General features: G+C 56.4%; 19 protein-coding genes and 2 pseudogenes. 9 read left to right on the forward strand and 12 right to left on the reverse strand.

Going from position 1 to position 21,593, the window contains the following annotated elements:
- The first annotated feature begins 330 nt into the window (after positions 1–330).
- The gene (locus AC19YT_RS26200) at positions 331–2,028 is read left to right on the forward strand and encodes a SulP family inorganic anion transporter (RefSeq protein ID WP_014338734.1); all 1,698 of its coding nucleotides are present in this window, start codon (positions 331–333) and stop codon (positions 2,026–2,028) included.
- Positions 2,029–2,172: 144 nt separating this feature from the next.
- On the opposite strand, the gene AC19YT_RS26205 is transcribed toward AC19YT_RS26200, so the two are convergent.
- The 6 genes from AC19YT_RS26205 to AC19YT_RS26230 form a co-directional block, all read right to left on the reverse strand.
- A complete protein-coding gene (locus AC19YT_RS26205; protein ID WP_014338733.1) occupies positions 2,173–2,388 on the reverse strand; it encodes a YgdI/YgdR family lipoprotein in 216 nt (71 codons plus the stop codon).
- Between the two features lie 126 nt (positions 2,389–2,514).
- Complete coding sequence (locus tag AC19YT_RS26210; RefSeq protein ID WP_014338732.1) at positions 2,515–4,002, reverse strand: DASS family sodium-coupled anion symporter; 1,488 nt, start codon at positions 4,000–4,002, stop codon at positions 2,515–2,517.
- Positions 4,003–4,416: 414 nt separating this feature from the next.
- Positions 4,417–4,575, reverse strand: a complete 159-nt coding sequence (locus tag AC19YT_RS26215; protein ID WP_155717231.1) for a hypothetical protein — start codon at positions 4,573–4,575, stop codon at positions 4,417–4,419.
- A 32-nt stretch (positions 4,576–4,607) separates the two neighbouring features.
- Entirely contained in the window at positions 4,608–5,645 is a 1,038-nt protein-coding gene (locus AC19YT_RS26220) for a zinc-dependent alcohol dehydrogenase family protein (RefSeq protein WP_014338731.1), read from the reverse strand.
- Positions 5,646–5,787: 142 nt separating this feature from the next.
- Positions 5,788–6,789, reverse strand: a complete 1,002-nt coding sequence (locus AC19YT_RS26225; RefSeq protein WP_014338730.1) for an Lnb N-terminal periplasmic domain-containing protein — start codon at positions 6,787–6,789, stop codon at positions 5,788–5,790.
- 41 nt (positions 6,790–6,830) lie between these two features.
- Positions 6,831–8,660 carry an esterase/lipase family protein gene (locus tag AC19YT_RS26230; protein ID WP_500611292.1) on the reverse strand — a complete coding sequence of 610 codons (1,830 nt, stop codon included), beginning with the start codon at positions 8,658–8,660 and terminating at the stop codon, positions 6,831–6,833.
- Between the two features lie 359 nt (positions 8,661–9,019).
- On the opposite strand from AC19YT_RS26230, the gene AC19YT_RS26235 reads away from it, so the two are divergent.
- Both AC19YT_RS26235 and AC19YT_RS26240 read left to right on the forward strand, forming a co-directional pair.
- Positions 9,020–9,664: a TetR/AcrR family transcriptional regulator gene (locus tag AC19YT_RS26235; RefSeq protein ID WP_034113455.1), complete on the forward strand. Its 645-nt coding sequence runs from the start codon at positions 9,020–9,022 to the stop codon at positions 9,662–9,664.
- Positions 9,665–9,967: 303 nt separating this feature from the next.
- A pseudogene (locus AC19YT_RS26240) lies at positions 9,968–10,378 on the forward strand (hypothetical protein).
- A 103-nt stretch (positions 10,379–10,481) separates the two neighbouring features.
- On the opposite strand, the gene AC19YT_RS26245 reads toward AC19YT_RS26240, so the two are convergent.
- From AC19YT_RS26245 to AC19YT_RS26255, 3 genes are read right to left on the reverse strand one after another with little or no spacing between them, the layout of a single operon-like run.
- Positions 10,482–11,597 (reverse strand): ABC transporter permease, encoded by a 1,116-nt coding sequence (locus tag AC19YT_RS26245; protein ID WP_014338726.1) that lies wholly within the window; start codon positions 11,595–11,597, stop codon positions 10,482–10,484.
- Positions 11,598–14,336 (reverse strand): ribosome-associated ATPase/putative transporter RbbA, encoded by a 2,739-nt coding sequence (gene rbbA / locus AC19YT_RS26250; protein ID WP_034113458.1) that lies wholly within the window; start codon positions 14,334–14,336, stop codon positions 11,598–11,600.
- Positions 14,333–15,382, reverse strand: a complete 1,050-nt coding sequence (locus AC19YT_RS26255; protein WP_500611293.1) for an HlyD family secretion protein — start codon at positions 15,380–15,382, stop codon at positions 14,333–14,335. Before AC19YT_RS26255 ends, rbbA begins: the two co-directional genes overlap by 4 nt.
- Before the next feature lie 244 nt (positions 15,383–15,626).
- On the opposite strand from AC19YT_RS26255, the gene AC19YT_RS26260 reads away from it, so the two are divergent.
- Entirely contained in the window at positions 15,627–15,899 is a 273-nt protein-coding gene (locus AC19YT_RS26260) for an HU family DNA-binding protein (protein ID WP_034113460.1), read from the forward strand.
- A gap of 141 nt (positions 15,900–16,040) precedes the next feature.
- Here AC19YT_RS26260 and AC19YT_RS26265 read toward each other — a convergent pair whose 3' ends face one another.
- Complete coding sequence (locus AC19YT_RS26265; RefSeq protein WP_034113462.1) at positions 16,041–16,295, reverse strand: LasR-specific antiactivator QslA; 255 nt, start codon at positions 16,293–16,295, stop codon at positions 16,041–16,043.
- Between the two features lie 169 nt (positions 16,296–16,464).
- Here AC19YT_RS26265 and AC19YT_RS26270 point away from each other — a divergent pair, with 169 nt between their 5' ends.
- The 5 genes from AC19YT_RS26270 (at position 16,465) to AC19YT_RS26290 (ending at position 21,027) form a co-directional block, all read left to right on the forward strand.
- A complete protein-coding gene (locus AC19YT_RS26270) occupies positions 16,465–16,719 on the forward strand; it encodes a helix-turn-helix domain-containing protein (protein WP_034113464.1) in 255 nt (84 codons plus the stop codon).
- A 105-nt stretch (positions 16,720–16,824) separates the two neighbouring features.
- Positions 16,825–17,781 carry a TIGR03756 family integrating conjugative element protein gene (locus tag AC19YT_RS26275; protein ID WP_500611294.1) on the forward strand — a complete coding sequence of 319 codons (957 nt, stop codon included), beginning with the start codon at positions 16,825–16,827 and terminating at the stop codon, positions 17,779–17,781.
- On the forward strand, positions 17,778–19,160 hold the full coding sequence (locus tag AC19YT_RS26280) for an integrating conjugative element protein (RefSeq protein WP_500611295.1): 1,383 nt from the start codon (positions 17,778–17,780) through the stop codon (positions 19,158–19,160). The genes AC19YT_RS26275 and AC19YT_RS26280 overlap by 4 nt, the downstream gene beginning before the upstream one ends.
- A gap of 3 nt (positions 19,161–19,163) precedes the next feature.
- Positions 19,164–19,472: a hypothetical protein gene (locus tag AC19YT_RS26285; protein WP_500611296.1), complete on the forward strand. Its 309-nt coding sequence runs from the start codon at positions 19,164–19,166 to the stop codon at positions 19,470–19,472.
- Positions 19,473–19,482: 10 nt separating this feature from the next.
- Positions 19,483–21,027, forward strand: a complete 1,545-nt coding sequence (locus AC19YT_RS26290; RefSeq protein WP_500611297.1) for a conjugal transfer protein TraG N-terminal domain-containing protein — start codon at positions 19,483–19,485, stop codon at positions 21,025–21,027.
- A 9-nt stretch (positions 21,028–21,036) separates the two neighbouring features.
- On the opposite strand, the gene AC19YT_RS26295 is transcribed toward AC19YT_RS26290, so the two are convergent.
- Together AC19YT_RS26295 and AC19YT_RS26300 are read right to left on the reverse strand one after the other, a co-directional pair.
- Positions 21,037–21,420, reverse strand: coding sequence for a DUF3742 family protein (locus tag AC19YT_RS26295; RefSeq protein ID WP_500611298.1), 384 nt, complete (start codon positions 21,418–21,420; stop codon positions 21,037–21,039).
- Positions 21,421–21,477: 57 nt separating this feature from the next.
- Positions 21,478–21,593 (reverse strand): annotated as a pseudogene (locus AC19YT_RS26300) (IS30 family transposase); the annotation flags it as partial.

Raw genomic sequence — 21,593 nt, forward strand, 5'->3', positions numbered from 1 at the left:
CAGGCTGAACGCTTGGGCACGAGCGATTTGAATGGTGGCGCGTTCTTCAACGCTGAGTTCGGAATAAGACATAGGGGCAACACCGTACCGGAAAGGTCAGGTGTTGCACTCAGTTTTTGCCGCCGCCAATGATAACAACTTGCGGAGTTGACAGGCCGATATTAGATGGCGTGCAATCGAAGAAGTAGTTTTTCTTTGATTTGTTTCGTGAAGCGACCTTCGTCGCTTGAAGCAGACCTAAAAGCGATGCTTATGATTTAATACTCTAAATGAGCAGTCATATTTGCGCGCTTCAATAGCCCACCACTCACCACTCGAAAGGCCCCATGCATGTTTCTCTCTCGCTGGTTGCCCGGCTTGGCCAACCTGTTGCAGTATCGCCGCGAATGGTTTCGACATGATCTGCAGGCCGGCTTGTCGGTGGCGGCAATCCAGATACCCATTGCCATCGCCTATGCGCAAATTGTCGGCCTCCCGCCACAGTACGGTTTGTACGCATGTATTTTGCCGATGATGGTTTACGCCCTGATCGGCAGTTCGCGACAGTTGATGGTCGGCCCGGATGCCGCTACCTGTGCCATGGTCGCTGGGGCGATTGCGCCGCTGGCGATGGGCGACCCGGCGCGTCTGGCGCAACTGTCGGTGATCGTCACGATTCTGGTTGGCTTAATGCTGATCGGTGCTGGCCTGGCACGCGCGGGGTTCATCGCTAGCTTTTTCTCGCGGCCGATCCTGATCGGTTACCTCAACGGTATCGGTCTGAGCCTGTTGGCAGGGCAACTGGGCAAAGTGCTGGGATTTCAGATCGAGGGCAACGGTTTCATCTTCAGCCTGATCAATCTGCTACAGCGCTTGGGGGACATTCACTGGCCAACGCTGGGGATCGGCGTCGCAGGCCTGGCCTTGCTGATCTGGCTGCCACGTCGCTACCCGCACCTACCGGCGGCGCTAGTGACGGTGGCCGTCGCAACCTTGGTCGTCGGCCTGTTTAGCCTCGACCGTTTTGGCGTGGCAATTCTGGGTCCGGTGCCGGCGGGCATGCCGCAATTGGCTTGGCCAAAAACCAATCTTGAAGAAATGAAAAGTCTACTACGCGATGCCCTGGGCATCGCCACCGTGAGCTTTTGCAGCGCTATGCTCACCGCCCGCAGCTTTGCGGCTTGCCATGGTTATTCGATCAACGCCAACCACGAGTTCCTGGCCTTGGGCGTTACCAACATCGCCGCCGGGGTCTCTCAGGGCTTCGCCATCAGCGGTGCCGACTCGCGCACCGCAGTCAATGACATGGTCGGCGGTAAAAGTCAGCTGGTGGGGATCATCGCCGCTTCGGTCATCGCTTTGATCCTACTGGCCTTCACCACGCCCTTGGCCTGGATTCCGCAGGCCGCCTTGGGGGCGGTCCTGCTGATGGCCGGCTGGGGACTGATTGATGTGCAGTCACTGCGAAAGATCTACAAGCTCAGTCGCTTTGAGTTCTGGCTGTGCGTACTGACCACCATCGGCGTGCTTGGGGTCGGCGTACTGCCGGGCATCATCATCGCCGTGACCCTGGCGATCCTGCGCTTGCTCCAAAGCATCTACCAGCCCACCGATGCGGTGCTCGGCTGGGTGCCGGGTATCGAAGGCCAGGTCGATATCCGCCACCATAAGGATGCGCGCACGGTGCAGGGGTTGGTTGTGTATCGCTTTGACGATGCCATCCTGTTCTTCAACGCCGACTACTTCAAGATGCGCTTGCTTGAGGCCGTGCAGCATGAGGAACAACCGCGAGCGGTGCTGTTCGATGCTGAGGCGGTCAGCTCGATAGATGTCAGCGGTATTGCCGCACTGAGGGAGGTGTGCGATACCCTGAAAGCGCGCGGCATCTACTTCGGCATCGCCCGTGCACGTGGGCGTTTTCTGCGCATGCTGATACGTTCGGGACTTGCGCGGGAGATGGAGGGCGAAAGGTTATTTGGTTCAGTGCGTTCGGGCATCAGAGCCTATCGGTTGTGGCGTAATCGCAGTAGCAAGGGACGGGGTCTTTAGAATCGACAAGGGCTAAGCCTTGCTTGCATCTCGAGAACGCCAAATAGCCAGGGCATTGCCCTGGCTATTGCACTGAACAGGACCTGCCTGGAATGCGGGCCACCCGCAGACAATTCCAGCGAAGGCTAATATCGTGGAGTTTTCTTACAGGTCTTTGATCGTCCGTACTTGGTCTTTGTTAATACGTTGAAATTTACCATCCAATTGCTTGAACTCATAGAAACCACTCTTTGCGTCATATTTTGGCGCATCCAGCGTTTGAAGTTCGCGGCCGTCGTTGAGCACAATCGACGATGGGGTGGCACAGCCAGCCAATACGCAGAATGCAAACGTAGAGGTGACGTATTTTACATATTTCATAACAGAACTCCATTATTGATGATTCAAAAAACACAAAGACTATTTAACTAACCTAATTGGTCACTATGCGCGTTTTAATTACTACTCTACTGAGTAGTTACTTCGTATTAGCTCCGCAGTCCCACTTCAGATCCAGCCTAGCCAACTCCAGTAGGTACTGGCGAATACCAGTAACAACACATAACCAATCAAAGTGATGAGAATACCGACCCGAGCAAACTGTTTGGGGGTAAACGTGTCGGTTCCCAAGCAAACCATATTCTGCGGTGCATTGATGGGCAGGATGAAACCGAAGCTCACAACGAACCCGAGCAACATAGTCATTCCTACGCGACTGAACTCGCCTGGAAGCGTGAGGAGCACAGCCATGAGAATGGGTAACAGTGCCGAAGTCAGAGCCGTAGCACTGGCAAACCCCAAGTGGATCACGATCAGAAACGCGCTGAGTATCGCAAAAACGCCCAGCGGACCGACCTTGTCCAACCCCGTATGCTCCACCACCTGCGCACCTAGCCACTGCCCGGCCTGTGTGGTCAACAACGCAGTGCCCAAGCTGATCCCGACACCGAATACGATCACCGTGCCCCAGGGAATACGGGACTGAACGTCCTTCCAGGTCATCACACCGAAACGCGGTAATAGGAGAATTACTAATCCGGCATAGGTGGTCGATGTGGTGTCGAACGAATGCAACCGGCCTTCGCTTGCCCACGCCAATAAAAGCAGCAGCGATACCACTCCCAAGCGTTTCTGCGGACCAGTCATAGGTCCAAGCTCGGCCAAACTTTGCTTCACTGCTGCCAATCCACCCGGCACCCTGTCGCTTTCAGGGGGGAGCACTTTCAGCACCACCACAATCAGCACTAACGACATGATCACTGCCCAGGGAGTCCCCGCAATCAACCAATCGATCCATGACACTCTTTGGTCCAGCATCTTCTCCATGAACCCCACCGTCAGCAAGTTCTGTGCGGCAGCTGTTTGAATACCCACGTTCCAAATACTGGTACCTTGGGCAACAATTATCATGAGACCGGCTGCGATATTGGAGCGCTTGGCCACGCCAAAGGCGGCGATCACCCCCATCATGATAGGCACCACGCAGGCACTACGCGCGGTGGCGCTGGGTACTACCAGGCTCAGTAGCACGATCACCAGCATTGCGCCGAACAGGATCCGCCGTGTGCTGGCCCCGACCTTCGTCAAGGTCACAAGTGCTATGCGGCGATCCAGCCCGGTATGAGTCATCGCGGCAGCGATGAACAATGCCCCAACCACCAACGCAAGGGCTGGATTGGAAAAGCCGGTGAGTGCCATTGAAACACCAGCCGATGAACCATAGGTGAGTGACGGGGCCTGCACGGTTGGTGCAGTGCCGATCAATATCGCTATCAGCGAAGTGATCATGATGGCACTGGCCTCGTATGAAACCGCCTCGGTCACCCAGACCGTGACCGCAAACACCAGGATGGCCAGCATACGGTGTCCGGCTACCGGCAACTCCGTAGGCAACGGCAAGAACAACACGATCACCATGGCCACAACCGCGACGATCAGTCCCGGCGGAAAGCGTAGCTGTTGCTGTGGGGTAGCAGTTGAGGCACCTTCATTCATAGGATTCTCGCTAAAACGGTAAAAGGGAATTAAACAGCCTCACGCATCGGAAAAGGTCCAGCCGCACGCTTGGCCCTAACAAATGGGGGACTGTGGCTGGCCGTAGTCAGCTGTCCAGTGCCGGTTGCGGATCCTGGGCACGTCCTCGAAATGCTCGCGAGGAAAGCATCGTGGTTGCACAACCGGCTTCGAAATAGCTCATGCCATACCGCCTCTGGAAAACAGCCGAGAGGCAGACAACTTATCTATCGCGAACTCATAGCGACTCATGCTGTTTAACACGACCAGAATGGTGTTGTAGTGCTCACGTGATGAGATCCCCCATACATGAAAGCGCGCCTCGTTCGCGGATACCAGTTTCTACATTAGCCACTAAGCTACTCCCGCCTCGGTTGTCAGCAAGTTCCCCGCGCACTACAGCACTACATCCGGTCCCACCCTGCCGATCCAGGTGGCCCTGCCCCTGAGCCAGAGGTTAATTTGCTCATAGGCTATGCCGCCAAACAGAGATGACTTCAAGCTTGAGGAACCGGCCTTAAGCACCAGCAACAATCCGCTGGTCTGGATCGCCATGCGTAGTTCCTGCAATGCGAGGCGGACGGGTGTTACTGGCTGAGAATGACCTTGATCGCTTTTTCCTGGGCCGCGTTGCCAAAGACCTCGTAAGCCTGAAGTATGTCATTCAGTGCGAAGCGATGAGTGATCAACCGGCCCGCATCGATTTTGCCAGCTTGCACCGTCTTGATCAGCATCGGGGTAGTGTTGGTGTTCACCAACCCGGTGGATATGTTGATGTTTTGGATCCATAGCTTTTCCAGATGTAGCTCCACGCTCTTACCGTGCACTCCCACGTTGGCAATATGGCCACCTGGGGCTATCACCGATTGACAAGTATCGAAAGAAGCTGGAATTCCCACCGCCTCAATTGCGACATCCACACCAATGCCATTGGTCAATTCAAAGATACGCTCGATAGCATTTTCGGTCTTGATGTCGATCACGTGGGTGGCACCGAAACGTTTGGCAACCTCCAGGCGATTGCTATCACCGTCGACCGCGATCAGCATGGCCGGAGAATAGAATTGAGCCGTCAACAATGCCGCCATACCCACCGGCCCCGCCCCGACTATCACCACGCTGTCACCAGGCTTGACCTTGCCGGCCAAGACCCCGATTTCAAACCCTGTGGGCAAGATATCGCTCAGCATCACCAGGGCTTCCTCATCCGCACCCGCAGGAACCGGATAAAGGCTGTTATCGGCATGCGGAATGCGGACGTATTCAGCCTGAGTTCCATCGATCATATGGCCAAGAATCCAGCCGCCGTCAGCGCAGTGAGAATACATCTGACGCCGACAGTTGGCGCAACTGCCACAAGAGGTCACACAGGAGATCAGCACATGATCACCAGGTTTGAAATTGCGTATAGCCGAGCCGACCGTCTCGACAATGCCAACCCCTTCATGGCCAAGGGTCCGTCCAGGCGTAACCGCAGGAACATCGCCCTTGAGGATATGCAAGTCAGTGCCGCATATTGTGGTGTGCAACAAACGAATAACGGCGTCAGTAGGTTTATCGATGACAGGGGTAGGCTTGTCGGTCCAGTCTTTAATGCCAGGACCTTGATAGACGAGGGCTTTCATAGTGTCTTCCTTTATCCGATAGAACATCAGGATGGAGCGCACGTGCTGGACTGGCGGCCTTCTTTGAGGCACTGAGTATTCCCTGACCGGCAAAGTAAAGGCTGGCCCAATTAAATCATCACTCATTGAATAAATCAAAGGATTACCAACCCGGCACGCCCTCACGGATCCTCGCGGAAAACCCTGTGGAGTCCTCCTTCGCACGCTCAGTGATGCGGCCGACCTCTCGCAGTGCTTCAAGCGAATAAGCCGGCTGCAGGCCACCGACATCGTGAACATAGCCAGGCAGGTAACCGGTCAGGAGCAACCGGTAATCCATCGGCAACCCTGTCACAATGGTGTTCATCATGTCGAAAACAATGCTGGTACAGTTGGCGCTGACGGTATTGTAAAAGCGCGGGTGACTCAGCAAATCATTGGCCTGCTCAACGTAGGACAACAACAATGCTTTGCGCTGGGGCGCCGATAACACAATACGATAGAGGTAATCGTCCTCACCGCGCACGTTGGTTCTAACCCGCAACGCGTCACGTTCATCGGTCGCCAGAATACTGACTTCGTACTGCTTGAAAAATCCGCTGATCGCAGAATAGCTCTCGCCCTTTTCCTTACGGGTTTCGACACTGAACAGCAAAAACCTACCATCCTCGAAACCGAACGACACCAAGATGTGGGCTATGGCAGGCATCCCCCAGTACGAAGTGATGAGGTCCACCGAAGACAAGTGCTCCAGGTCATATTCACGTGTTTCCCAACGGGCACGGTAATCTTCATCCGTCTGCCACTCGAAGTTGCGCACATTGCTCATTGTCAGCCGGCTGCCTTCAAGTTTCCCGGAGGTCATCTGCGCGACATCGTCTGCCCAGATGCGCTCGTTCGACGGTGTGAGCGTACCCCACCAGACTCCGATAGTTGCCAGTAATACGGCGTAACCGAGAACGGCTCGCCAGGGCCTTGTGCTCCATGTCAGTACCGCAAAACCTATTCCGCATAGACACCATACGAAGATCACTGCATTACAGGCCCACAACGGCAATGGCAGTCGATAACTCAACGCCAGTGCACCCCAGGCGATAAGACCGGTACCTATCAGGGTCAGCAGGCTGCGCAGCAATAGGTCGATAACCTTACGCACAGGTCTCATTGGCGCCTCCCTGGGGAGTCTTTCATATCTGCAAGATGCTGTTAAAGGACACGGCGAATCTCGATAATTGCCTCGGGGGTTTCTTGCACGCTATGACCTGAGGACACTATTTTTTCCGATTGCGCACCGAGCAGATGGCTGCTGCTATAGGGCACTACTCCGTCGTCAGAAAGGGTCAGCGCAATAGACGGCGTGTAGTTACCGATAATGCTGTGATACTGCACCTTTGGGGAGATAGGAAGATCTGCCACCGCCATTACAAGCGGATCATGATTGCTCAAGTTGTCGATACTGTTTAGCGGACGCACCATAGCGGCTGAGGAGGCACTGCCAGGCATCACCAACAATTGTCCCAATTGCTTGAACCGATCGAGCACCGACACCGGCAACTGTACTAGTCCGGCTGCCCAACGTGAAATGCGATTCTCGGCGAACGGCGTACCCTGGTGCGGAGCGGCGACGAAAATCGCGCGGCTGACCTGAGGCAAAGGCGAGAACTTCAGAAACGGATCTAGATTTTTGTGTGCAGCCGCCAGTTGTCGATCATTCAGTTTGTACTTGGCCAACAACGTATCTCCCACCCCGGCTCCAGACGTCGATACCATAAGGCGCGACAGGACACCACCCATGCTGTGACCTACCAGAACCACGTCACGACTGGCCCGCGCTGTTCCCTCGGGATCGAAATGCTGCAACGTCTCCTCAATGACGCTACGGATGGTGGCATTGTTTAGCGCAAGCGGCAGGTTCGTCGGATAGTACAACTGCCACACTTGGTAATTGCGTCGCAGGTGTTCATCACCGAGGACTTCATTGGCAACGTTAATCCAGGCCTCGGGGCTACTTGCCAAACCATGCAACATGATCACGACATGGCGCTCTGGGTCGTACGGCTGCAAGAGATATAGATGGGGCTTTTTCAGGACATCCCCCCTCCCTACCAACGTAAGCAACGATTGACGCGCAAAACCGGAACGCGCTAGCCACAAACCATAGCCCGAGGTGAAGTTGGCCGCCAACGGCGTTTCAATGCCGCCAAGCGTCACAGCGTCTTGGTGATACGGGTCGTAGGCCAGCACTTCGACCTCATCGGTGGCTAACACCTGCTCAAGGGTTTGGCCTGGAAAACGAGCGACTGCGGTCACCGCTGGAAAAGGCGTTTCGCTCCAGGACTGTTCGTCGCTGTCGCTGTTAACCACCTTTTTCGCTGTGACAGCCACTAGTTCAGCACCGAGTCCATCACGGCGATACTGGTTGCGCAGTCCTGCAAAAGATAATGAGGCGGCAGGAATCAATTCTTGTGGCAAAAAACGTTCATTGGCCAGACGCACATTTTCCATACGTCCGAACACCGTCCAGCGTCCTGCACGTAGCCGGAAATTCCCCCGGTCATCCTCGGCCTGTGGCGGACGACCGCGATACCGTTCGAACAACTCACTGAGTGCTTGCTGGACGGAAAAGTTGTAGTAATCGCGCACCTGTGATTGACGGTCTTCCAAAGCTCTCTGACTGGGCGATCTAGTTGTCAGGAACAGATAAGCGTAGGCATAACGTGCGCTCTCCAAAAAAGCATCGGTACGGCCTTCGGCACTTAACGAACTGCGCGAATCCTGAGCCTCTTGTAGCCATAATTCAGACAGCGTGGAAAGACGCTGTTCCTCGCCCAACCCTGCGTTAAGACGCACCTGTTCACGGCAGGCACTTGGGTTCTCACTGCAGTCTTTTTCGGCAACTCCGGCGACCTGTAGCGAGGTACGCGCGGCGACACTGAGCTTTCCTGACGTCAGCGCATCGCCACGACGAAGCGAGAGATAATCGCGATTATCAACGGCATTGACCTTGACCCCGGCGCAACCGACGGTAGCGATCATGAGTACGACCAACATTGCTCCAGGACAGATACGAGCCAAGCCATTCAATTGTTGCAACGACACAAAAAGACCTTACTAGTGAACTAACGAAAATGAGCGCATCCGCCGTGCGGCGGAAGACGTTGCTATCAGGCCATTTAGCTAATCGTTCTGCGAAAACGGGAAAGAGGACTCGCCTCGACGTCCACACTGAATAACGATGGTTGAGCCCCGATCGAGAGCAGCCGTCGCATGTAAGACGCATCACGGCTCAAATGCTACGATTAGCCCATCATGAAAATTTATTCATCGATCGCTGATTAAATCCCTGCTTGGCTCTGCATGTCAACCAACCCGTCTAGACCAAGGTATTTGAACCAATGCACACCGAACTCACCAAACGGCGAGGCCGACCACCGAAAGCCAATGAGATCAAACCTGATGCCATCATTCGGGCGGCCCTAAAGTCGTTTGCAGCGCACGGCTTCGAAGGCGCTAGTCTGCGGCGCATCGCTTCCACTGCAAACGTCGACGTGGCTCTGATATCACACCGGCACGGCACAAAACTCGAGCTTTGGAAGGCTGTCGTAGACGACATCGCAGATAAGTTTGTCGTGCAACTGAGCCGACCACACGAGCCCTTCGATCCCGCTAACCAGACATCCATGCAGCGACTGCTGTTTGCCGTCGACCAGATGATTGATTTTTCAGCTGCATCACCTGAAATATCGATGTTCGTGATCAAGGAAGTCGCGCAGCAGCACGAAAGATTCCTTTATGTTTATGAGCGTCTCATAGGGCCCGCCCAAGAAGTGTTGCTACCCATTGTTGAGCATGCTGTCGCTGATGGTTTTCTAAAAAACGTCGACCCCCATCTGTTTTTTTATAATGTTTCTGGTGCCATTGCTCTGACGGTTTCGTTGCGATCTTTCGTCGGGCAGTTTGGGCGTAATGCATTCAGTTCAGAAAGCTTTTCATCCAGTATGAAATCGTTGTGGAGGGTACTTCTTCAGCAGGAAATCTGAGCGTCCCGCTGTGTCCCAAGCCGTAACCGTTTGATATCGCTGCCCGCAGATGGGGTTGTTTGTGCCATCGATACCAAAGCCAGACAGTCTGGTCCTTTTAATTGCCTTTTTACTAACCAAACACAAGTTATTACTAGCGAATGAGGCGCAGATTTCTGCTCTCCAACTGCGAAAGTAAGGCCACCGTCATGCCTCCAGCCGCATCAGCAATTCTCCTCGCCACGACCATTGGCTTCTCGGCGCTAGACGGCTTGATGTTGGGCATGCGCGGCGATGCGATGGACCCGGCGCGGTGATTTCCTCATGGAAATCTGGAAGCTGGGCCTGGAAAGAGTCAGCCATAAGCTCTACCACGAGTCAGGCCTGCTGGGGGTTTCCGGAATTTCCAGCGACCCGCGTGAACTGCTTGAGGTAGAAGCCGGTGAACCTCGCGCAGCCATGGCCCTTGCCTTATAAATGCGCCGTTTCCTGCATGAAGCCGGCGCGCTGCTGGCGACCTTGGACGGCCTGGACGTACTGGTGTTCACCGCTGTCGTCGGCGAACACAACGCAACGATTCGGGCACGCATGTGCGCGAGCCTAGAGTATCTGGGCATCGAACTGGATGCGGTGATTTCGAGTCCGACCAGCCGGGTCACCGTGGTGGTCGAGCCCAGCAATGAAGAGCGGGGTTGCGCCCTGGATGCTTGGCATATAACCCAGGTGGGCATCTGATTGGGCTCGGGTTCGTGTGCCAGGCAATGCCCAACGGCGGAGTCCAGCGTAGACGCTAGGCCCATTGGACAAAGCGTCGCGTGCGCGCCAACGCACGCGATCGTCAATTCAAGGACTTGCGCAGGCGTGAAAGCGCGACGAAAAAGAACACGCTGCCAATCGTCACCAACGCCAGTAGCTGCGGCCAGATGATCGACAATGAAGCACCACGAAACAGAATCGCCTGACTGAGCTCGACGAAATGCGTGGTGGGTGCCGCCAGCATGATGTTCTGCACCCCTTCGGGCATGCTTTCACGGGGGGTCATACCTCCCGAGAGGATTTGCAAAGGAATCAGCGTCAGGATGATCAACAGCCCCAACTGGGGCATCGAGCGGGCCAGGGTACCGTAGAAAATTCCGATCGATGTGGTGGCAAACAAATGCAAAGCAGCGCCCGCCAGGAACAGTGCGAGCGAGCCATTGATAGGAATCTGCAACCACTTCTCGATGATAAAAAACATCGACAACCCCGCCGCTGCCAGCACTACCAGTGCCATTGACCAGACTTTGGCCACCATAATTTCAAACGGAGTGATGGGCATGACCAACAGATGTTCGATGGTCCCGTGCTCACGCTCGCGAATCAGCGCTGCACCGGTGAGGATGATCGATAGCATGGTGATCTGGTTAATCACCTCGTTGATCGCTCCGAACCAGCTGGAAATCAAATTCGGATTGAACTCCATATGGACCACCGACACGACCTCGTCGGCCGTGACAGCGCGGTAATGCTTGAGAAACTCGGCCACCTCCGTGCCTATGATCTGCTGGATATAGCCAGCCCCAGAAAACGCCTGGCTAATCTGGGTGGCATCGACGTTGACCTGTATCGTCGGCTTACGCCCGGCAAGCAGGTCCTGCTGGAAGCGCGCGGGGATATTCAGCGTGAAGGTATAGACGCCCGAGTCCATGCCACGGTCGATCTGGGAGTAGTCGATATCCACCGGCTTGAGGAAGTACGGCATCTGGAACGCGTTGATGATTTGGTTGGACACCTGCGACCGGTCTTCATCGACGATCCCAATGCTGGCCCGGTGCGGCGTCTCCGGCACACTGGTGGCAGCCGAGTAAACACCGAGGGTGAACGAGAATACGATCAGCGCCAGCAACGCCGGGTCGTGGTACAAGCTACGCAGTTCCTTGATGCCCAATTGCAGGATGTTGGAGAGACTGGACACTCACTTCTCCTGCTTTTTCAGGCCGGCGACGCTGAACAGCGTCAGCAGCGGGATGGCAATCAATAACGGGATGAAATAGCCGTACAGATCCGCCAGCCCTAACCCCTTGGAAAACACCCCACGGCTGATGGTGAGGAAGTGACTGGTCGGATACATATTGCCGACCAGCGTGCCCACGCCTTCCAGGGATGACACCGGATTGAGCAACCCGGAAAACTGAATCGCGGGCAGTAGCGTGACGATCGCAGTGCCGAAAATCGCCGCAATTTGGCTGGAGAGGATAGACGACATCAAAAGCCCCATACCCGTGGAACAAATGAGGTAAAAAAAGGCACCGATGATCAAAGTTAGCAGGCTACCTTTGACTGCGACACCGAAGACCATCACCGCCAGCAGCAACAACAGAATAAAATTGATCATCCCCAGGGCGATATAGGGCAATTGCTTGCCCAGAAGGAACTCCAAACGCGTCACGGGCGTGACATACAGGTTGGTGATTGAACCCAGCTCCTTTTCCCGGACTACACCCAAGGCGGTAAGCATGGCCGGGATCAGCATCAGCAACAGCGGGATCACCGCCGGAACCATCGCCGGAAGGCTCTGTACATCGGGGTTGTAGCGATAGCGCAAGGCGATGTCCACCGGGCTGCCGGACGCCGTGCCAGTCGTTTCCAGCAAACGCTGCTGCAAATAACTGGCATGAATCCCGGCCACATAACCCTTGATGGTTTCAGCCCGGGTCGGCATGGCACCGTCGACCCAGAAGCTCACCTCGGGATGGCTGCCGCGCTTCAGGTCACGGCCAAAGCCAGGCGGGATCTCTATCGCCAGGCTTATATCACCTCTTCGCAAGCGCTGATCCAGGTCGTCGTAATCGCGCAGATCCTGCTTCTCGGTGAAGTAACGCGAGCCGGAGAGGTTGAGGATATATTCTTGACTGGATCCCGTCTGGTCGCGGTCAAGCACTGCGTAGCGCAGGTTCTCTACATCCAGATTGATACCATAGCCTATAATCAGCATCAGCAGCCCGGTGCCCAGCAGCGCAAGCGTGGCGCGGACCGGATCACGGCGTAACTCCATGGCCTCGCGACGGCTGTAACTGAGCAGGCGGGACAAGCTGAAGCGCGACTGCCGAACGGTCCTGACAGCATCCGCTGCTTGCGCGACGGCCGCTGGGGCCTCAGCCACTGTTTGCGGGGCCGCGACATCCTCCAGGTAGGCGATAAAGGTTTCTTCCAGCGTTGGTAAACCACGCTTGTCCATCAAGGCTTGCGGCGTGTCACTGTCCAGTACGCGACCGGCATGCATCATCGAAATTCGGTCGCAACGCATCGCTTCGTTCATGAAGTGCGTGGAGATGAAAATCGTCACGCCCTCTTCCCGGGATAACTGGATCAGCAACTCCCAGAAATTATCCCGCGCAACTGGGTCGACACCGGAGGTCGGCTCGTCGAGGATCAGAATTTCCGGATTATGGATAACCGCCACCGCCAGCGACAGACGTTGCCTGACGCCCAGAGGCAGATCATTGGGCAAGCTGTCGGCTACGGAAACCAGGTCAAAGCGCTCAAGCATTTCTTTGATACGCTGGCCCTGCCGCTCCTTGGGTAGATGAAATAGGCGCGCGTGCAACTCAAGGTTCTGCAAAACGCTCAACTCGCCATACAGCGAGAAGCCTTGAGACATGTAGCCCACGCGGCGTCGAGTCTCGATGTCCTTGGGGTCGACATCCTGCCCGAACAGCTGAGCCTTGCCTTCGGTAGCGGGCTGTAACCCAGTGAGCATCTTCATGGTGGTGGACTTGCCACAACCATTGGAGCCCAGGAAGCCGAAAATCTCGCCCTTCTCGATACGAAAATCCACATGATCCACGGCGACGAAATCCCCGAAGCGACAGGTCAGGCCGTGGGCTTCAATCGCCACAGCAGCTTCTGCTCCTTGGGTTTTACGTGGCGGAATGACCAACGTGTGATGGCCACGGCGCTTTTCTTCTGGAAGCAAGGCGATAAAAGCCTGCTCCAAATTTTCGCTGTGGGTGCGCTCCAGCAGCTCAGCGGGCGAGCCGGTGTCCAATACCCTACCGGCATCCATGGCCATCAGCCAGTCAAAGCGCTGAGCTTCGTCCATGTAGGCAGTGGACACCAGTACGCTCATGCCGGGACGATTGCTGCGAATGCGCGCGATCAACTCCCAGAACTGATTGCGCGCAAGGGGATCGACGCCAGTAGTCGGCTCGTCAAGGATCAGCAGGTCAGGATCATGGATCAACGCACAGCACAGGCCCAGTTTCTGCTTCATGCCTCCGGAGAGTTTGCCCGCTGGGCGATCGGTGAAGCCATCGAGGCCGGTGCTGCGTACCAAATCATCGATACGTCGCTTGCGCTCGGCTTGCCCCTGCCCGAACAGACGGCCGAAAAAATCCAGGTTTTCGAATACCGTCAGAGTGGGGTACAGGTTTTTGCCCAAGCCCTGAGGCATGTAGGCAATGCGCGGGCATACCTGACGTCGGTGCCCGGCATTGGCCATGTCGCCATCCAGCACCTGCAACGAGCCCTGTTGCAGTTTTCGCGCACCGGAAATCAGTGCCAGCAGACTGGATTTGCCAACCCCATCGGGGCCGATCACCCCAACCATGCAGTCAGCCGGTATCTGCAGCGTCACGTCGTCCAGCGCACATTGCTTACCGTAGTGCAGGCTTATTCCGGCAAGCTGCGCGACGGTGGTTTGAGGCGCGGTCATTGCGGCACATTGATCTGAAGTTCAGCCGGCCATTGTGCATCGGTATCCAGCTTGAGGTACGCCATACCGGGCAGGCCAGTTTTGACCTGATTCAGATGTTTTTCCAGCAGCTTGCGATCAATCCGCGCCTTGACCCGAAACATCAACTTTTCCCGCTCACTGCTGGTCTCCACGGTCTTGGGCGTGAACTGCGCCACACTGGCGACATAACTGACCTGCGCAGGGATCACATACTGTGGCGCAGCATCCAGAATCAGCCGCACGTCAGAGCCCAGCGCCACGCGCCCAGCCTGGGCCGTGGGCAGGAAGAAGGTCAGATAGACGTCATTGAGGTCTACTAGGTTAAGCACCTTGCCGCCGGCGGCCAACACCTCGCCAGGTTGTGCCACTCGGTACTGGACCCGCGCCTGGCGGTCGGTTTTGAGCTGGCTGTCAACGATATCGGCCTGCAACCGATCAACCCCTGCCTTGAGCGCTTCAACGCTAGACTGCGCTTCGATGACCTGGGATTTGGCGGCAATAATCGCTGCTTCGGCCGACCAGACCTGAGCCTTGGCCGAAGCCACCGCCGCCTGGTTGCTTTGCTGCACGGCTAAATCGTCGTCCAACTGCTGACGAGCCACGGCGTTGTACTTGATCAGTTGATCGGTACGTCCGTAGCGTTTTTGCGCGGCGGTCAATTCGGCAACCCGCTGATTGACAGTGGCTTCGGCAGCCTGCTTTTCGCTCTGGCGTTGCTGAACGATGGCGCTGGCGGTTAGCACCGCATTGTCGGCCTGCCGTACCTGGGCCTGGGCCTGTTTCAATTGCGCTTCAAGCACTTGCACATCCATGGTAGCAAGCACCTGGCCAGGCTGAACGAAGTCGCCTTCATCCGCATCAATGGTCAGTATGCGCCCCGCCAACTTGGTGGCCACATCGATTTCAGTGGCCTCGATGCGTCCATTGCCACTGGCAAAACCCTCACTCAGCCCGGATGGTCGAAGCTCCATCCAGGCCCAGAACCCCAAGCCGACGACAATCACCCCGCCCAGCACAAACTTCATCGCGCTTTTCTTGCCTGCCAAGTGCATCACTCTTCCTTAACATTCGATCACAAAGGCGCTCCCGGAGCGCCTGCCCACCAAACCTGGCCGGTAAAAAAATCGCGCACGTTTATTTGAGGCTATCAGGCACATCAAGCGCATAAACTGATCTGGATCAGTATTCCGCTAGAAATTTTTGGCAGGTTTGCCAGAACTATCTAAGTAGATTTACTCGTCAACATTCAGCCAGCAGAAGGAGTCGCACATGAATAAAAACGAACTGATCGAGGCTATAGCGAGCTCCACCGACCTCCCGAAGTCTAATGCCGGGCGCGCACTGGAAGCCCTCACAACCATCATATCCACTGCGTTGCAAAGTGGTGAGAACGTCACCTTGGTTGGTTTTGGTACCTTTGCGGTGAAAGCGCGTGCAGCGCGCGACGGCCGCAACCCTCAAACTGGGGGCACCATCAAGATCGCAGCCGCGAAGACGCCTAGTTTCAAAGCCGGTAAGTCGCTGAAAGGCGCGGTTAACTAGACGCCGGCGGCGATTGCCCAATACCAACTCTGTGAGAGCGCTGGTATTGGGGCTTCAGCAGCCGAACACGCTTGCCGGACACAGGGAACTGTCCATGTCATCCATACGAAGCCTGCTTAAACGTCGTTTTCCTCAGATCGTTCATTCGGCACAATTTAATCGCTGCTGAATCCTCAACAGGAATCCAGCCTCAAAAGCATCTTGGCGGTCACCGACAGCAAAGGTCTTGCGGGTTTGCGCCAACGCCCACCACAGGGGAATCTCGCCGGGCGTATCAAGCCAAGCCTGAGCGCATTGCACGCCACGTTCGATCATCGGGGCAAACTCGCTGCCCCAAGGTGTCAAAAGACTTGGACAACCATCCGCAGCGGGAATTGAAAGGTAGTTTTCGTTCATACGCACCCTGGATTTCTGATTTATTGTTAGACGCTGGGCCCAGCTTCGAAAATCTTAACGAAACCAAATGAACGCTCGATAACAGGCATGAGCATAAAATGGCCTAGATCAATGTCAATGTAGACTATACCCCGTGGATTGAGAGTCCCTCTAGGCGCAATTTGCGCGCATGACTCAAGACTACGAACAGCTTCGTCTGCATCTGGCGGAAAACATTCGCCTGATGCGACGCGTGAAAAACCTTACCCAAGAGCAATTGGCGCTCATGGCAGAGGTGGATCGCACCTACGTCAGTCAAATAGAACGATGCACGGGCAATCCGTCGCTATTGGTCCTGTGCAAGCTCGCCAATATTCTCGAAATCACCACGGATCAGCTACTTGCAGAACCCGATACTCTGCGCAGCGCCCTTCACGTCAAATAATAGTCTCACGACTCACAAATCCGATAGGTCCGCCTTCATAATTTCCACTGACAGCCTTCAGTCCGTAATCGAACCTGCCCAGGCCATACACCGAGAGCCTGGATCATGCCTGTTGCCTGCTCGTCAATTTCGCCCACAAAGCTACGGCCCCTGGCGCTAAGCATCCTGCTGGCGTGCGGCCCAAGCATGGCGCTGGATACTGGCAGCATCACCGCCTCTGTGCTTTCGCCAAATTGCCTCGCCTACAGGGTCGTCGGTATTTGTTTCTGGCTGCTCTGCACGCCCTTCGGCTGCACAGTCAAAACCTCGACCAAGGTTCGTCATTTCATTCCTGAACTCGTGGTCTCGAGCTGTGCCATCACGGGCAATAACCCTTGGACCGAGATGGCCACCCTCTCCGCTCCCATCAGCGGTGCGGAGGGGGGCGGCAACCTGATCACCCCGAACACCCACCGCGACAATTTGCCTCGCTTCAAAAACGTTGATGGCATAGGTCACCCCGGTGGCTGGGCCGCCACGCAATTGGCTTCTCAATCCGGCTATGCCTGCGCCAGCGGTGCAGCTGCGTTCATGCCCTACTACCTGAGTACCCTGGACTCTCTGGCCTGGCGCCATGGCATTCCGGAAGTTTTATACCCAGAATCGCTCATGCCGGGGATCCGTGAAATTGGTCGTCAGGCTTTGGGAAACATGTGGGGCAACGTCTATCCCCGTCAGGGTTTTCTGGTACAGCCCGATGACTTCAAAGCCGCCGCAGTCATGGCGCAACGGGCCAGCGATGTCATCACCCGTAACGGACAGCCACATGTGTACCTACCGCTTGCGCCCGCCAAACGTGACGGCTACTGGCCGCCTGGCCCGATCGTTGAAAACGACGCTTCGACCCACAAATGGCAATTGCTCTACCCCCAGGTTCAACCGACTTGCACCATCTTCCCCAGCGATCCGGTACAGAGCGTGGATGGCGGCTACGCCTGGTCGTTGTGGCGGCCCTATAGCTGTTGCAAACGTGAGGGGCAGACCTTCCTGTTCAGCATCGACTTCGAAGGAGGTGCTTCATGAGTCAGCTTCTCGCGCGACCCTGGTTGGGCGTGATGAGTCTGTTGCTCTACGGACTGCTAGCCATGGCCACTAATGTCCACGCCGCCGAAAGCGATTACCGTCTAGGTACTCAAGGCGAAGTGCTCGACGATCGAGTGATGTACACCATTGGTGGTGGCTCGGCAGTCGGCTCACCGAGCTCGCTCTACCGACCCAGTGGTCTCGGTGTCGGCGGGTCATGGCGAGCGAACATGATGTGCGGAAACATGAGCCTCACCAACACCCTGCAAAACCAGCTGAACGGCGTCACCGAAGGTTTCCAGCAGATCATGGGCAGCATCGTGCAGAACGCGACCCAAGCGGTGATGTCGCTGCCAGCGTTGATCATCCAGCGCGCCAACCCCGGCCTCTATGAGTTGCTCAGTAACGGCGTGATGCAAGGTCGTATCGACTTCGACCGCTCCAAACTGACCTGCCAAGCCATGGCCGAGAAAATGGCGGACAAGGTGGGACAAGCCGGTTGGGGCGCGCTGGCCAAGAACCAAGAAATGCAGGGCAATCTGGAGCAAACCGGCGGTGATGCGGTGGCCGCGGTTAAAAACACCGAGACCCATAACGGCAACAATGGGGTGTCCTGGGTCGGCGGTTCGAAGGCTGGAGGTAACGGGCAGACGCCCATTCGGGTGACCGCCGACGTGGTGCATGCGGGCTATAACCTGCTGCATAACCGGTCGGTGGATGACAGTGCCTCGATCAGTCGCAGCGATTGCCTGGGTGGGACTATTTGCCAGACCTGGGCTTCGCCCCAGGAGGAATCCGAATGGGCCGTTCGCGTGTTGGGCGAGAGCGAAGTCGCGACCTGCGACACCTGCGAAACCCTTCGTGCAACCGCGGGCAGCGGACTGACGCCGCTGATCCAGGAGGCCTACAGCGAACGTCTCAAGGCCCTGCAAGGGCTGCTGTCCGGCTCACTATCGCCTACCCCTGACAATCTGGCTAAAGCCTCGAGCCCAATGCTGCCGGTGACCCGTGGCGTGATCGAAGCCTTGCGCGACGATCCCGACCAGGATCTGCTGGTGCGACGCCTAGCCAGCGAGACGGCCCTGTCCAGCGTACTCGATAAGGCACTGCTGCTACTGCGCACGCTACTGGCGGGCAGTCACGAACCGAACATCGCCTCCGCCGAGCCGGCTCAAACCGCCTTGACGAAAAACATCGACGCCCTGGAGCGCGAAATACGTCTGCTACAAACCGAGCTGCAGGTCCGGCAAATGCTCGCCACCAATACTGCCAGCCTGGTGCTGGATCGGCATGCCGGTGGTGCCGATGCTTCGCGCACCGTCGAGCAAGGCGACCCCGAGCCCGGTCGACTCAATGATGCTGACGCCAGGCGCAAGTGAGCCATGAAACGGTCACCGCTATTCACTCTGCTTTCAGGTCTGGGGATTGCCGCAGTGATGATGCTGTCCGTCGCACTGGTCGCCTGGATCAGCCGCACTGCGCTGGATAGTGTCGAGGTCTGGCAGCAGGCATTCGAATCCGCACGGCCTTATCTACGGTGGTGGCGCGCCCTGCTCTACGGCGTCCTCTTTACACTTTGGTGGGATCTGCTTCGACGCTACCGATATCGACCACAGGATCGACTGCGCGTGAAACGCATCGGAGCATTAGGGCTCGTGCTGTTTACCTGCGTCGAACTCACCCGACTGTGAGGCCACCACCATGCTCATGAGCACCAACAGCTACCTGGAGTTTTACCTCTCCCTGCTGGCCTGGATCATCAACAACGGCCTCTGGAGTGTCCTGTCCGACACCGGGCTATTCGCCGCGCCATTCGGCGCGATTATTTTGCAAGAATGGTTATCGGCCCGTCAGCAAGGCGCGGATGAAGGCAACAAGGGGCTGCTCTCAGTTCCGCGGATCGAGAACCGGTTGTGGCTGGCCTACATCGTCGTGTTGTTTGGCTGCGCGCCCGTCTTTCCGTTGAGCCTCGCCTCAATGGCGTTCGATGATGCGGCGAGCCAGCGCTGCGGCGTAAGTGTGGCCAAGCCAGCGGAGACCGCCTGGGGGACCACCTTCAATACCATCGGCGAACGCTCCGCCAACGTGCCGATCTGGTGGTTTCTGGTGCATGCCTTGAGCAAAGGGGTAACCGCCGCGGCCACCGCCTCCACCCCCTGCGCACCGGATATCCGGCAGATGCGCATGGAGATCGACAGTTCGCGCATCGACAGTCAGGTCCTGCTGCAGGAAGTCGCCGATTTCACTCGCGACTGTTATGGCTATTCTCGCTCCCGGCTGTTCACCAACCGTCCGCAGCTGGACAAGGCACAAAGTCACGACGCAGCGTGGATCGGTTCAAGCTATTTTCTCGACACGCCCGGCTACTACGATACGTATCGTTCACACACACCGCGCGTCAACTGGCCGTATGATGAAAACCGCGATGTCTCCTTACCTCGGTTAGAGAATGGTGCGGGCTACCCCACCTGCAAGCAGTGGTGGAGCGACAGCGGTATCGGGTTGCGCGAGCGCTTGATCGAGCAAGTCGATCCCTCTCTGCTGACTCAGCTGAAAGGTTGGCTGACTGGCCGCTCGAGCAACGAGATCGAGGATGCCACCCTGCGCGAACTGGTCAGTCCGCGCCAGCAATCGATGTCCATGTCGCCCGGACAGGTGTACCAGGACTATGGTTCCAGCGCTCGTGGCGGCTCGATCAATCAGGGGCTTAATAACCTGGCCACCAATACCGGCTTGGCCCTCGGCTCCTTCAGCAACTTCCCGGCGATGAATGCGCTACGCGCCGCCCTGCCGATGGTGCAGGCTTTCCTGATCATGGGCATCATCATCAGCTTGCCGCTGATCTTGCTGGTCAGTACCTACCAGTTGAAGACCGTCATGACGGTGACATTCGCGCTGTTCACGCTGCACATGCTGAGCTTCTGGTGGGAGCTGGCCCGCTGGGTCGACTCCAGCATGCTCGACACCTTGTACAATCAGGTTTCGGCTTCCAATCAGGTGCTGTTGTCGCTGCCCACATCCGGACTTATGGATGGGACGGTCACCGCGCAGGTGATCGAGTACGTGATGGGGGCAATGTTCGTCGTGCTTCCGATGTTGTTTTTGGCTGCAATGAGCTGGGCAGGATATAGCGTTGGCTCAATTGCCGACGGCATGCTTAGCAAAGGAGCAGCTCAAGCGCAGGACGCTGGTGCAAGGGGCGCTGGAGCTCTGATGTCTGCTGGAAAGGCCTTAAGGAAGGGGTGAAGAACTCGACTACAGGTCTTTTAAATCAGGCTGACCGGGTGCGCGGCCATACTCATACTCACCATATGGGTCGCCATATGCCTTGTACCGGAGAGCATCCTTAGGTTTGATAGGCGTTCCATTGGCGATGGCCCAACACAAGACAATAAGGATCATCACCGACACTGTGAACCATAAGCTAACTAGAAGGAGTCCGGCGGCTATTGCCAACTTGATAACTAGAAAACTCCCGCGAACAAGTAATTTACCTGCGGGCATTCCTGCCGTCTCCGCACCCTCAACCACGCGGGATTCAAACGCTTTCAACTTACGGTAACCACGCTTCACCGACAGACCACAGGCGTACGCCCAGCGGTGGGCACGTGAACTTTGAACAGGTTGCTGAGTCGGCATGGTCTCGCCCTCTTCTGAGCGTTTTCATGGTTGAGGCAAGAGTATTAGCCCCTGAATTCAACACATAAGTGCAACGCTCACCCCTGTATGCACTTCGTACGGCGTCTTCCAGCCCAAGCGCTTGCGCGGGCGTAGATTGATCCTCGCTACTGTCCGATTGACGGCTTCGACGG

Source organism: Pseudomonas sp. MF08875 (assembly GCF_059862525.1).